Raw genomic sequence first — 12,199 nt, 5'->3', positions numbered from 1 at the left:
TAGTCCATGAACCTTTACGAATACGAAGCCTATGAAAAGGTGTTCAAAAAATACGGGGTGCCAACACCAAGGTATATGTTCGGCGACCATCTGAGCGACGACATTGTAAACTTTATAAACCAGCTTGGTGAATGTGTAATAAAGTCTCAGGTGCTGGTTGGAAAGAGGGGAAAAGCCGGGGCTGTAAAGCTCTGCAAGAACCCCGATGAAGCCATAGAAACCTTTAACGCTCTGCTAAACTACCCCGTCTACGGTGAGATGCCCGTGGGGCTTCTGGTAAGCGAGAAGGCAAACATCCTCAAGGAGCTGTACGCCTCCATAACCTACTCCACGGAAGTGAGGGCTCCGGTCCTTACCCTGAGCCTTGAGGGAGGCATGGACATCGAGGAAGTTCCGCCAGAAAAGGTAAAGAGCTGGGTGATTGACCCCATAAAGGGTCTTTATCCCCACATGGCAAGAAACTACCTCCTTGAGCTGGGCTTTCCCAGCGAATACATGGGCGTTCTCAGGGAGCTTTCTGAAGTCATAGCCAACATGTGGAGAGCCTTCTGGGAATCTGAGGCAAGGCTTTTAGAGATAAACCCCCTCGCCATATGCGAGGTTGGTGGGAAGCAGAAGGTGCTGGCTCTGGATGCGGTGGTTACCATTGATGACGATGCCAGTGTGCCACCGGCAAAGATATACGGAGTAAGGACTGCCATGAAGAGACCTCCCACAGAGAGGGAAATAGAGGCTTCTCTCATAGACAGGGACGACCACAGAGGTAAGGCAGGTTCCTATGTGGAGGTGGACGGTGATATTGCCATGATGACCTTTGGAGGTGGAGGCTCAACGGTGACCATAGAGACCACCTACGCCATGGGCATGAAACCTGCCAACTTTACCGACATAGGAGGAAACCCACCCGCGGAGAAGATGTATAAGATAACCAGGATAATCCTGTCCAAGCCCGGCATAAGGGGGGTTCTCGTGTGCGGTGGAACCGCCAACAACACAAGGATTGATGTAACACTTGGTGAAGGCGTGGCAAACGCTATAAGAGACCTGCACAGAGAAGGTAAGCTCAACCCCAACTGGATATGGGTGGTCCGCAGAAACGGACCTGAGGCCGAGAAGGGTCTGAGGATGCTTTACGAGGCTCTTAAGGAATGTGGAGTTAAGGGTGAGATATACGACTCATCCCTACCCCTTACAGAAGCCCCCATAAGGCTAAAAGAGCTTCTTGACAGGTGTGAGTCAATAGGTAGAGAGTCAAAGGAAGACAGGCACCTCACTGAAGAACAGGCTCAGGATATGGGAATTTGAAAAGTCTGGTGGAGCGGAGGGGACTTGAACCCCCGACCTCCTACACGCCAAGCAGGCGCTCTCCCAACTGAGCTACCGCCCCTACCGTTGAAATATTTTAGTGCACTTTGCCTTTATTGTCAAAGACTTTTTTCTGGACCTCAAGTCTGAGTCTTATGGCCCTTTTTCTCTTTTCCTTTTCCTCCATAAAAACCCTGAAGGCTTCCCTCTTTAAGGTCCTGTAAAGGTCCACCATTGCCATACCTTACCCCCTTTGCACAGATTTGATTTTAATTTATTCCTCCTCACCCGGTCTTTCCACGCCTCTGAACATGTGCCCACAAAAGGGACATTTTTTTGCCCTCCAGTGAACCTCGCTGTAGCAATCTGGACACCTTTTCTTCCCCTTCAGGTAGAGGAAAAGGTTGAAGTGAAGGAATATCTTAGGAAGCATGTAAAGACAGAATATCAGTAGTATAAGGAGCCACGCCTTTATGGGCGTTATCGGGTCATATGCCCTGAGCCATAAGACAGTTGTGCTTATAGAAGATACCCAGAAGGCTATGCGTCTGTCAAGAAAAACCTGAGCAAGAAGCTGCAGAAGGGCCATCCACAGAAAGAACTGAAAGAGGGTATTCTTAAAGAGAGGTTCAAGCACCCTTAGGTCTTCCATTTTTCACAAACCCCCTCAGAAGTATACTAACTAAGAACCCTGGCAGGAAGCCAGAGATACAGAAAATAAGGGATGTGGAACTGCCGAAGGCATAACAGATATAGAGAATAAGGGCAAAAAGCAACAGCTTGATGGGAAGGCTTAAGGTGTAGAGAAGCAAATGACCCTTACCGGCAAGCCTGTAGGTAAACTCCACAAAAACTGACCCCAGGACAAGTCCTGCAACCGTAAACAGCAAAAGCCTTTCCACAATATAATTTTAACCCTATGCTGAAGCTCATATTCCTCCAGGAGGGTGCAGACCTTGACGCCCTATCCTCCGCTTACGGGGTTATGCTTCTGTATGAGGATGCCTACCTTTTCAGACCTGCCTACCTTTCCAAAAGGGCCAGTGAGGTGCTCAGCTACTTCAAAGCTAGGTTCAGAATTCTGGAAGAGGTTCCTGAAAAATTTGACCTTGTTCTTGTGGACAGCCACAGCTATGAGGACTATCTGCAGAGGTTCGGTGAAAGAGTTGGGGAAATACGCATATACGACCACCACCCATCTGCACCACAGGGCTTTGAGGGGAAAGTGGACATGGTGGGGAGCTGCACAACCCTCCTAGTGGAGGAAATAATTCAGAAGGGGGTGGATATAGACCCTGAGTCCGCCACCATACTTGCCCTGGGCATTTACGAGGATACGGGAATGCTTACCTATGAGGGGACCACGCACAGGGATGCAAGGGCTGTGGAATGGCTGCTGAGGAAAGGGCTGAATCTGAGCCTGCTCAGAAAGTTTCTGAGTGGTGGTATAAGTAAGGAGCACATAGACCTCCTTTCAGAGCACTTAGTCAGCCTTGAAAGCCTATTTCTGAAGGGCAAAAGGGTTAGCCTCGTGGTGCTGAGAATGGAAGAATACAGACCGGATGTATTGAGTCTTCTGTATGAACTCAGGGACATAAGGGAATCCTCCGCTTTTTTTGTGATAGTGGAAGCTGGGGGGAAAACTTACCTCTTTGGACGAGCTCTTAAGGATGAGTTTGATGTCTCTGAAGTGTTCACCAAGCTTGGGGGTGGAGGACATGAGTTTGCCAGCGCAGCAAAGTTTGAAGGGCTTTCTGGAGAAAGGCTAAAAAGTATACTGGAAGCCCTGCTCAAGGGCGAAAGGGTTCCTCTCAGGGTGGAGCAAATTATGAGCTACCCACCTTTTCTTCTTCATGAAGATATGGAAGCAGGTCTTGCGCTTCTTGAGCTCACGCAGAGGAATTTTGCGGGTGCTCCTGTGCTAAACGACGAGGGCAGGCTGGTAGGTGTGGTATACAAAAAGAACCTTCTGAAGGCACAGAAACATGGCGTGGGAGGCAGGGTAAAGGATTTCATGCTGGAGGAGTTTCATACCCTGACCCCGGAAAACTTTGTGTGGGAGGCAGAAGAGCTCCTTTCCAGATATGGAGAAAAGCTTATACCTGTGGTTTCTGAAGGTAGGGTTGTGGGAGTGGTAACGAGGCTTGACCTCCTCCACGCTTACAGAAGGCATATGGAAGCGGTAAAGGCCTACGAAAGAAGGCTTCATGTTCCGGAAGGGTTGAGACCCCTTCTGGAGAGGATAGGAGAGAGGGCAAGTGAGCTGGGCTACAGGGTTTATCTCGTGGGAGGCGTTGTGAGAGACCTTCTCATGAAGAGAAACATATGGGACATGGACTTTGTGGTTGAAGGGGATGCGGTAAAGCTCGCAGAAAGGCTGGCAGAGGAATGGGGCGTGGACTGCCATGCCTTTCCCGAGTTCGGAACAGCTCATATGAAGGTGGAGGGCTACAAGTTAGAGTTTGCCACCACGAGGAGGGAAACCTACCCCCATCCCGGCTCTTATCCACTGGTAGAGTGGGCCACTCTCAGAGAAGACCTTCTCAGAAGAGACTTTACTATAAATGCCATGGCACTGTCCATAAATCCAGAGGATTTTGGCACGCTCATAGACTACTTTGGAGGTCTCAGGGACCTCAAGGACAAAATAATAAGGGTTCTGCATCCCATGAGCTTTGTGGAGGACCCGGTAAGAATTCTCAGAGCCCTGAGGTTTGCCGGAAGGTTTGATTTCAAACTATCAAAGGGCACGGAAAAGCTCTTGAAAAGCGCAGTGAGTATGGAGCTCCTCAAGAGGGCTCCGAGGGGGAGATTGCTTAACGAACTCAGACTTGCTCTTAGAGAGGAAAGGCTTCTGGAAATCCTGAGGCTATACAGGAAGCACAGGGTGCTCGAACAGGTCATAGAGGGCTTCGAATTCAGACAGGACATGGAAACGAATCTTGAAAGGCTGAAAGAGCTCCTTAGCTGGCACAAGATAGAGTTCCCTCAGGAAAAAATAGACTACGGGTGGGTGTATTTCCTTCTGCTCATAAAAGACTTAAAGGTAGATACGGCGGAAAGGCTACTCAAAGAGATAAGTGCGCCCTCCTGGGTAAGAGAAAGCTACAAACTTGTAAGAGAGAGTCTTCACCATATGATAAATGCACTGCAGAAATCCACCAGGAATTCGGAGATATACCTTATACTCAAAGGCAAGCCCCTCGCCTTTCTCCTTATTCTGATGCTTTATCAAAAAGAGAGGGTGAAGCTCTATCTGGAAAAGCTCAGATGGATAAAGGTTGAGCCTGAAAAGTTCAGTGGACTTGAGGGCAGAAAGCTGGGGCAAGCAATAGAAGAGGAAAAGCTCCGTCTAATGGACAGCTTACTCCTCCGCTAAATAGCTGAATATGGCTTCTATTATGGAAAGCAGTATGGATATGACATTCGCCGCAAGGGCACCAATGGCAAGACTGACAGCCTCCTGAACATCTCCCAGAAAGAATATGAAGGCTGCAGGCACAAGGTGAAGGTCTGCCACAAGGCTCGCAGCGGTCATCTCAGTAGCAAGAATCTTACCCTCACCAAGCTTCAGTATTGTAGCCGTCAGGTTTGCGATAACGGTTATCACAAGCTCGTAGGGGTTTGGGTTAAATATAAAGCTCAGGTTTGTGGTGAGAGCCATGAGAAGGAAAAGGTCTGTCATGATTTTCTTCAGCCTCATCTCAGCACCTCCCTGTAGAATCCCATAGCCTTGCGTATGTTGGAAGGCTTACCCAGCAGGAGCAGAGTATCACCTCCCTCTATCTGAGTATCCCCAGAAACTGTAAGGTCAAGGCTTCCGTCAGACCTCCTTATACCTATGACTGTGACGCCATAGACCCTCCTGAGGTCTATTTCCTTCAGCTTTTTACCTACAAGAGGACTGTTCTCCTGAACTGCAAGCTCCACTATCTCAAGCTCTGCCTCCTCACCGTAGGCAATCCTGTCAAAGAGGTCGGAAACGTATCCTCCCGCCTCATGGAGCATGTAGGAGAATATCCTGTTTGCTATAAGCTTGTCAGGAACTATTACCTTATTGGCGCCGAGCTCCTCCAGTTTTTGTGCAGTGCCATCTGTGGGTGCTGTGGAGTATATAAGGAGCCTCTCTCTGTCTGGCACGAGAAGTCTTGCTGTGGCAATAACCGCTATGTTCTTGGCTTCGTCCTCCATGTTGGCTATCAGATACCTTGCCCTTTCTATTCCTGCAGAATTGAGGGCAGTCTTTTTAAAGGGTTCCTCTGTTATGAAATACTTAATGTTATGAAGCTGCATATACTTTAGAGCTTCTTCCCTCGCGTCTATGACTACAAATTCAACCTTTCTCTTGCGCAGTGCCTCCACAAGCCACGCAGAGGTCTTATTGTATCCACATATGATGGCATGCTCTCTGAGCTTTTCAATGTCTGCAAGCATCCTTATGTATTTTATTAGGTTGAGCACATCACCCACAAGGAAAAGCCTTATGATTACCGTCACCGACGTGGTAAAAACACCTATACCCATAAGGGCGAGGAAGGTTGTAAAAATCCTGCCAAGGGGTGTGTCAGTGCCTTTGGCTATTTCACCAAAGCCTATTGTTCCTATGGTTATAACTGTCATGTATATGGAGTCTATAAAGTTTCCACCTGAAAGTATCATGTAGCCTAAGGTTCCCACACTCAGGGAAAAGTGAAGCAGCAGGAGTGGTATTCTGAGCTCCCTGAGGGACTCAATCAGTCTGCTCTGATAGATATCTATAAGCAACTTCTCTCTCTTCTTCTTTGCTCTGAGCTTTCTCTTTATGTGCAATATTTTCCTTGACAGCTTTGGCATATGCAGTTATATTTTATTAGAGTTCCCTTAGGGGGCGAATGGGTTCGACGGGAACTGTAGGACAGGGTTGCAGGCAGGGTGGCAACCTCAACAGCCAAACCAAACACTTCCCGAAAGGGAACTTGCACTCGCTGCCTAACTGAGGCAGTGGCCCTCCCATAGCTTGACCCCTGGGCAATGGGAAGGGCTCAGAGACAGGGGCGTAGGCTCGGGATGGTGCAGGGCTTACCCCGGGCTGAAATCAAGACCCTGCTCGCCCAATGGGAGTCTGCCAGTGGACGCCCATGGGTCAGAGGCAAAACACTGGATAAGCCTGTAGAGGCTCTGGTTTCTGAAGGTTCTCGGACGCGGGTTCGATTCCCGCCGCCTCCACCAAAAACTAACTTGCCTTTGCCCCTTCTCTCACATCCCTGTCGGGAACTATAAGAGATAGCCTTTCACCGTCGGACAGAGCAAGCACCATTCCTTGAGACTCCACACCAAAAATCTTACGGGGTTTGAGATTGGCCAGCATGAGGATTTTCTTGCCTACAAGCTCCTCCGGGCTGTAATGCTTTGCTATGCCCGCCATAAGTGTTCTCTCTTCATCTCCGAGGGAAACCCGAAGTCTCAAGAGCTTTTCTGAGCCTTCTACCTTTTCTGCGGAAAGCACCCTTGCAAGCCTTATGTCCAGTTTAAGAAAGTCCTCTATACTCACAAGTTCCATGCCTATACAATTTTATCATCTCCGGGCAGGTGTTTTATAAACTCAAGCATTTCATACAGCAATGGGCTCAGAGCAAAGGTGTATATCCTTCGGCTGTGTAGATGGTCTTCTCTGTCTATTCTCAGGTATGTGTTTCTCTCCTTTGACCAGAGGTTCAGCTTTGCGTAGGCCACATGGGCTGCCTCACTTTCAAACATGGAAAGGGCTATCAGAGTGAAGAGGAAGAGGTTTTTACGCTCCGAGTATACTTCTTCCCTGTCCCAGCCTATCTTTTCTGTAAAGAAGAGCTGGAAGGCAGGGTGGTAAAAGTCCTCTTCTCTCTGAGGTCTTGAAGGCTTTATGCCTATTACAGCTGCGTCCTCTTCCATGTGAATTCCGAGCCCCTCTATCAGTTTTCTGAATTGCTGTGTGTATATTACAAGACATCCCTCCTCTTCCTTCTTTGACAGATAGGCGGTTTTGAGCTCCTTGTATCTCAGGCTGAGCAGTTTTCCCTGATAGTCTGCGTGGCTGGCAAGCCTGTCGTATAGCCCTTTCAGATAGGAGTCCTTCAGAGAGCTTATAAAGCAAAACCTCACCTCTTTTTCCTCAAGCCCTTCTCTGACAAACCTCTCCAGCTCCTGAGCATCCTCGTTGTATCCACCTCCCATAAGGAGAAACTTGTTTTCTACCTCCACCGTGGCCGATTTGCCCTCCACCCGCACCCTGTAAACTTCATAGAGACCGTGCCTGATACCAGATTCCTTCTCTCCCTGTGCGTAGAAAAAGGCAGAAGAAGGCTTTTCCAGCACTGCGTATATGGTTACTCTCTCCGGAAGGCTAAAGCCGTCAAAGTCAAACTTCAGCACTTTAGCATCCTTATACAGGCTTATGAGCAGGTTTTTCTTGGCTGTTTCTTTCTGGTTATTATTGCGCAGTTTGTTCAGGGTCCTTCTTGTTACGGTCTGAACCGGGAGCCCGAAGTAGTCGTATAAAAAGCTGACTGCGTTCCAGAATTCATACATCTCTCCCTCTTCCAGCTCTGTGTTCAGCAGTATCAGCACTCCCCTGAAGCTCTCGTGGTCTTTCTCTATCTGTCTCTGAAGGCTGATAAGCCTTGCACAGAAGTGGAGAAGAGAGTAGAGCAGTTTTGTTGATTCTATATGTCTCAGGGGTCTGCCCTTCTGGGCTGTGCCCTTTATCAGGGAAATAAAGTCTTGACCGCCAAAGAGCCTCTCAAGGGAATACTTGCCCACTATACTCACACTCACCCCCTGAGCAAAACTGAAGGTCTTCAGCTCCCTTTCCAGAAGGTCTATGTCCTCCTGACTTATCTCCGCCTCGTGGAAAAGATACAGTTCTATATTCTTATTCGGGACGAGATACTCACCAAAACTCACCCATACCTTTGATGGGGTATCTTCCTTTATGAGCACCTGTGCAGACAGCTTACTGCTCTCACCCATCAGTGCCTTCTTGAGAAAGAGTTTCCAGTCCTGCTGAAGGGCTTTGAGGGTATCGGGACTGAGTGCCCTCTCCAGCAAGCTCTTAGTATCCTCAAGGCTTTTGCCCAGATCCTGCATGTATTCAGAGAGGTCTTCGTAGAGCTTTTCATCCTTGAGTTTCTCTTCTATTTCCTGCCAAAGCCCAAGGCGGGTTTCCTCTCTTCTTTCAAAAAGGCTCGCCCTTGATACTATCTTGGAATTTCCAAGGTGGTCAAAGTAGAGGGGCAGAAGGTAGAAAAAGAGCCTTCTAAAAGAATACACGTCCCAGGGTTGTAGGTAGAACCCTTCTATCTGGCCTATGGTATCCATCACCTCCTGAAGGTATTGCCTTACAATATCTGAACCGCTGAGCTCCAGCCACACCTGCAAAAGGTCTTTTCTCATCTGCCATTCTACTTCTCTGCTGAGCTCCACATCCTCATAACCCCTTATCCTCATAAAGACCACCCCACTCTTTCTATCAAGGTCTGAAGGATTGCCAACCCTGAGGTCTTCCACCAGAAACCTCCTGCCCTCGCTGTGCCTGTAAAAGCTCTTTCTGTCTTTCCCATACTTTACGAGCCTGAAGGGCTTTCTCCAGCGGTTTACCACCGACCTGCTGTAGATGGCTCTGCCGGGCACTCTGTAGTCCGCCTTTTCAAGGGCGGAGTTGAAGCCATCATAGTTAACCTTTCTGTTTATCAGTCCGTGCATGAGGTTTGCAAGGTTTTGAAGATAGGGCTCGTGGCGGTTGTAAAAAAGCCCTGCACAGATAAAGCTCTCACCCCCAACGGGCTCTGCCTTTGCAAAGCGGTCAAACCTCTCTTCCCACCCTCTGGCTATAAACTCCTGCATCTTTCCCCTCCAGAAGTTTATGCAAAAATTCCACCGGAAACCTTGCAAACCTCCCAGTGAGGACCTCCACGTAGGGGTAGTCCTCTCCGAGGGGTATGACTGCGTATTCATCTGGTGAGCTGTCGCTCACAAGACATCGGGTCTTCAGGTCAAGCCCACCCCCCAGCACAAGGGCACCACCCCTCCCAACCCTTTTGCCTACCCTGAAGCTCAGAGCGCTTTCCACTCCCCTTTTCAGCACGTGTCTTACAAAGACTAGGGCGTAAACTGGCAGAAGAAAAGTGGTGGCGTATTTTCTGAGACTGTCTGTGTTCTCCACAAAGTCTCTGACCCTTTCTGACTTCTCCTCGTCATGCCCCCTGAGAATGCCCTCAATTTCTTTTAGCATAGCCAGAAGAGCTCTTCTCTTTTCGTTGTCAAACTTTACGCTGACCTGCCCCTCCACAAGCAGGTAAGGATGGTAGTATCGGTATCTGCCACTTTCTGGGTCTTCTGGCACATCGTTGGTGGAAAAGTAAACCGCAGAGGACAGAAGGTGCATAAAGTTAAGAATTTTCCACGCTCCCTCTGGGTTCCTTTTGTTCTCCATCAGGTATACATCCTCAAGGAAGGTTTTTATGCTTTCCAGCTCGGAAACCCTGTTTGCCCTGTAGTGGCTTCTGTGCTGGGCTGGCACGGGTATAAGCACCTCTCCCTCCGGTGCCTTTACAAACTGCTCCACTATCTTGCCCACCACCTGGTCAAGGATGAGCCGCTGGTTTATCTGCTCTCTTCTGTAAATTAGCTGGATGAGCTCTCTGTCCCTGAAGTCCACAAGTGACTCTATGTGGTCAATTACATAATCCTTTTCCTTGGGTATAACATACAGTAGGTGCAGGTGCTTGGGTCTTTTTTCTGTTTCCTCATCACCCCTTGCCCTTGATATTGCCTGAAGTATCTCCACAAGGTTCTGCTCTATGCCCCAGTCTGTCACCAGTATGTATATGTGGTTTACGGGCTTGTGGGGTCTGCTAAAGTCCAATCCTCTTGAAACGGAGGAAGTGCCCAGTATAACGTCCTGAGAGCCCTCATTTATGTCCCTTGGGCTCTTTTTTGAGCTGGCTGTGGCGATGAGGGTGGTGAGCCCCTCCTTTTCAAGGTGGTGCGACAGCTCCACTATCTGTCCTTTGTCCTGCAAAAACAGAAAGCCCGTGCTGTTTCTGTCAAGGGTTGCCTTCAGGTATTTCACCACCTGCTTTATAAGCTCCTCCTCCTTCTCTACCCAGAGGAAGAACCTCCTGTGCAGTATGAGCTCCCCTGCCGGATAGCCATGCTTTGCGTGTATCTCCAGAGGAATGCCGTTTATATCCAGATAGAGGCTTTCCTCAAAAGGAGATAGCACAATGGAATCTGGAATGACCTCGTGCTCTCTGAACTCCTCCAGCAGTCTTTTCAAAAGGTGCGGGGAGTAACCGTTGGCATCAAAAAGGTAAAGGTTTGCCCTTCCGCCCGCCCTATTTACCTTCTGCAAGAACTCAAGCATCCCACTTATGGCATACAGGCCGTTTCTGTAGCCAAAGAACTCATCAAGTATCACGTGTATGTGCCATCTTTTCAGAAAGACGGGGTTGAGGATCTTGGGGTCAATAAGATGCCTGATGGTTTCCCCCGTATCCGTGTCCGTGTTTGCCTGCTGGGTAACAAAGGCCCATATCTGGTTGTAAAGACCTTTTTGTCTGTATTCTGCTATCTTCTCCACCGTCCTTTTTATTATGCCCTCGCTTGATTGCGTGTCTTCAAAGCTGTCGCCTGAGTGTCTGAGGAGTTTTTGTCCGCTGGGCTTTCTCCTCTCCCTTATGATTCCAATATCCTCTCTGCCAGAGGCTTTTACCTTTTCCATTTCCTTGTCTATGAGTCTGAGCCTGCTTGCCATGTATATGACAAGGTGCTTGCCCTCCGCCCTGAGGAGATAGTCTCTTATGGTGGAGGTCTTTCCACTGCCAGCAGAGTGAAGCAGGCATATGGCTTTGCAGGGCTCCTCCCTCCTGATAAACTCCGGGAGCTTCTGCCCTACATCCTGCCTGCAGAGGTTTATGGAGTCTGGCTTTATTGACCTTACCCACCTCTGTCTTGCCTCAACTTCTCGCTCCAGCTCCTCTATTTGAAGCCTCAGCTTCTTCAGAACCCTTTCCCTCTTTCCGACCACCTTCTCAAAGCTGTCATCCAGCATGTCATACGGGCATTCTTTATCCTTGAGGCTTCTGTATATTTCTCTTACACTGTCTCTGAAAGGCTCAAGTTCATATGCAGTCTCCTTTTCTACATAAAACCTCACTCTGAGAGGCTCAGAGGCCGGATATATGAGCTCAAGCACCACCTCCCTGAGGTTCTGTGGCTTTTTCTCTATCAGGTAATCGGTCGCATAACACAGAAGCTGGGCAAAGCCCTTTACTTCCACAAACACACATCTTAGCTCCTCAAGAGCCCTCCTCTGCTCGGTAAAGGCCCTCAAAAACTCCACAAAGTTCAGCTCGCCTACCGACAGGTTTACGGGCACTCCGTAGTTTATAACCGGTATGCGTGGCAACTGATTTTCATCCTTTGACCTGCCTGTTTCAAAGACCCTCTTTATCCAGAATACAAAACCTGCCAGCTTGAAGTCCACTACATAGAAGGTTTTTTCTTTTATAAAGAGCAGGTCTGCATTCTGCCAGACTATATCTCCCGATTCCTCCCCCATGTGATACTTCTCCAGCAGGGCTCCCTCCTTATCCATGCCGTAGAGCCTGCCGGCATAGTATCCATGCAGATACGCAAGCTTTGCGTATTTTTCCTCTGCCACGTGCTCGTCTATGTATGTTCCCAGCCTCTCCCACTCCTGAAGGGGCTTTTCAAGCTCAGAAACCAGCTCCTCCCTGAGGGATTCTCTGAGTTTCTCAAAGAGGCTCTTCCTGAACCCCTCAGCCCGCTCTGGGGCTATCTTCTGTAGAAGCCCCAGCTTGAAAGCTCCCTCAAAAACAAAACCTAAACCGCTTAAAAACTCCCTCATCTCCTTAAA

The 12,199-nt window shown here is 48.9% G+C and carries 10 protein-coding genes, 1 tRNA gene and 1 other RNA gene; 3 read left to right on the top strand and 9 right to left on the bottom strand.

Annotated features, from left to right (window positions below):
- The first annotated feature begins 6 nt into the window (after positions 1-6).
- Positions 7-1,305 (top strand): ATP-grasp domain-containing protein, encoded by a 1,299-nt coding sequence (locus ACKRDP_RS00315; protein WP_409152727.1) that lies wholly within the window; start codon positions 7-9, stop codon positions 1,303-1,305.
- A 6-nt stretch (positions 1,306-1,311) separates the two neighbouring features.
- On the opposite strand, the gene ACKRDP_RS00310 is transcribed toward ACKRDP_RS00315, so the two are convergent.
- The 4 genes from ACKRDP_RS00310 to ACKRDP_RS00295 all read right to left on the bottom strand — a co-directional run bounded on the left by ACKRDP_RS00310 (position 1,312) and on the right by ACKRDP_RS00295 (position 2,207).
- Positions 1,312-1,387 (bottom strand) — tRNA-Ala (locus ACKRDP_RS00310).
- A gap of 15 nt (positions 1,388-1,402) precedes the next feature.
- Positions 1,403-1,546, bottom strand: a complete 144-nt coding sequence (locus ACKRDP_RS00305) for a hypothetical protein (protein ID WP_409152726.1) — start codon at positions 1,544-1,546, stop codon at positions 1,403-1,405.
- A 33-nt stretch (positions 1,547-1,579) separates the two neighbouring features.
- On the bottom strand, positions 1,580-1,957 hold the full coding sequence (locus tag ACKRDP_RS00300) for a hypothetical protein (protein WP_409152725.1): 378 nt from the start codon (positions 1,955-1,957) through the stop codon (positions 1,580-1,582).
- Positions 1,935-2,207, bottom strand: a complete 273-nt coding sequence (locus tag ACKRDP_RS00295) for a hypothetical protein (RefSeq protein WP_409152724.1) — start codon at positions 2,205-2,207, stop codon at positions 1,935-1,937. Before ACKRDP_RS00295 ends, ACKRDP_RS00300 begins: the two co-directional genes overlap by 23 nt.
- A 17-nt stretch (positions 2,208-2,224) precedes the next feature.
- Between ACKRDP_RS00295 and ACKRDP_RS00290 the strand changes: the two genes are divergently transcribed.
- Complete coding sequence (locus ACKRDP_RS00290; RefSeq protein ID WP_409152723.1) at positions 2,225-4,684, top strand: CBS domain-containing protein; 2,460 nt, start codon at positions 2,225-2,227, stop codon at positions 4,682-4,684.
- Here the strand turns inward: ACKRDP_RS00290 and ACKRDP_RS00285 are convergent.
- Positions 4,670-5,008 carry a DUF6394 family protein gene (locus tag ACKRDP_RS00285; protein WP_409152722.1) on the bottom strand — a complete coding sequence of 113 codons (339 nt, stop codon included), beginning with the start codon at positions 5,006-5,008 and terminating at the stop codon, positions 4,670-4,672. The two genes, ACKRDP_RS00290 and ACKRDP_RS00285, sit on opposite strands and share 15 nt — an antisense overlap.
- On the bottom strand, positions 5,005-6,138 hold the full coding sequence (locus tag ACKRDP_RS00280; RefSeq protein WP_409152721.1) for a potassium channel family protein: 1,134 nt from the start codon (positions 6,136-6,138) through the stop codon (positions 5,005-5,007). Before ACKRDP_RS00280 ends, ACKRDP_RS00285 begins: the two co-directional genes overlap by 4 nt.
- A 30-nt stretch (positions 6,139-6,168) precedes the next feature.
- Between ACKRDP_RS00280 and ssrA the strand changes: the two genes are divergently transcribed.
- Positions 6,169-6,513, top strand: a transfer-messenger RNA (tmRNA) gene (gene ssrA, locus ACKRDP_RS00275).
- Positions 6,514-6,517: 4 nt separating this feature from the next.
- On the opposite strand, the gene metG is transcribed toward ssrA, so the two are convergent.
- The 3 genes from metG to ACKRDP_RS00260 are packed head-to-tail and all read right to left on the bottom strand — an operon-like array spanning position 6,518 to position 12,190.
- Entirely contained in the window at positions 6,518-6,844 is a 327-nt protein-coding gene (gene metG / locus ACKRDP_RS00270; RefSeq protein ID WP_409152720.1) for a methionine--tRNA ligase subunit beta, read from the bottom strand.
- A 2-nt stretch (positions 6,845-6,846) separates the two neighbouring features.
- The gene (locus tag ACKRDP_RS00265) at positions 6,847-9,162 is read right to left on the bottom strand and encodes a hypothetical protein (protein ID WP_409152719.1); all 2,316 of its coding nucleotides are present in this window, start codon (positions 9,160-9,162) and stop codon (positions 6,847-6,849) included.
- Positions 9,122-12,190, bottom strand: a complete 3,069-nt coding sequence (locus ACKRDP_RS00260; RefSeq protein ID WP_409152718.1) for a hypothetical protein — start codon at positions 12,188-12,190, stop codon at positions 9,122-9,124. Before ACKRDP_RS00260 ends, ACKRDP_RS00265 begins: the two co-directional genes overlap by 41 nt.
- Positions 12,191-12,199 lie beyond the last annotated feature (9 nt).

Source organism: Pampinifervens navoyensis, assembly GCF_046159715.1.
In the GTDB taxonomy this organism is placed as follows: Bacteria; Aquificota; Aquificia; order Aquificales; family Aquificaceae; genus Pampinifervens.
Note: the sequence above shows the minus strand (reverse complement) of the source record. Positions and strands in the feature narration are given on the sequence as shown.

Excerpts from the sequence above, each read along its gene's own strand:
- ACKRDP_RS00315 (WP_409152727.1), top strand. The coding sequence starts at position 7 with ATGAACCTTTACGAATACGAAGCCTATGAAAAGGTGTTCAAAAAATAC.
- ACKRDP_RS00305 (WP_409152726.1), bottom strand. The coding sequence starts at position 1,546 with ATGGCAATGGTGGACCTTTACAGGACCTTAAAGAGGGAAGCCTTCAGG.
- ACKRDP_RS00300 (WP_409152725.1), bottom strand. The coding sequence starts at position 1,957 with ATGGAAGACCTAAGGGTGCTTGAACCTCTCTTTAAGAATACCCTCTTT.
- ACKRDP_RS00290 (WP_409152723.1), top strand. The coding sequence starts at position 2,225 with ATGCTGAAGCTCATATTCCTCCAGGAGGGTGCAGACCTTGACGCCCTA.
- ACKRDP_RS00285 (WP_409152722.1), bottom strand. The coding sequence starts at position 5,008 with ATGAGGCTGAAGAAAATCATGACAGACCTTTTCCTTCTCATGGCTCTC.
- ACKRDP_RS00280 (WP_409152721.1), bottom strand. The coding sequence starts at position 6,138 with ATGCCAAAGCTGTCAAGGAAAATATTGCACATAAAGAGAAAGCTCAGA.
- metG (WP_409152720.1), bottom strand. The coding sequence starts at position 6,844 with ATGGAACTTGTGAGTATAGAGGACTTTCTTAAACTGGACATAAGGCTT.
- ACKRDP_RS00265 (WP_409152719.1), bottom strand. The coding sequence starts at position 9,162 with ATGCAGGAGTTTATAGCCAGAGGGTGGGAAGAGAGGTTTGACCGCTTT.
- ACKRDP_RS00260 (WP_409152718.1), bottom strand. The coding sequence starts at position 12,190 with ATGAGGGAGTTTTTAAGCGGTTTAGGTTTTGTTTTTGAGGGAGCTTTC.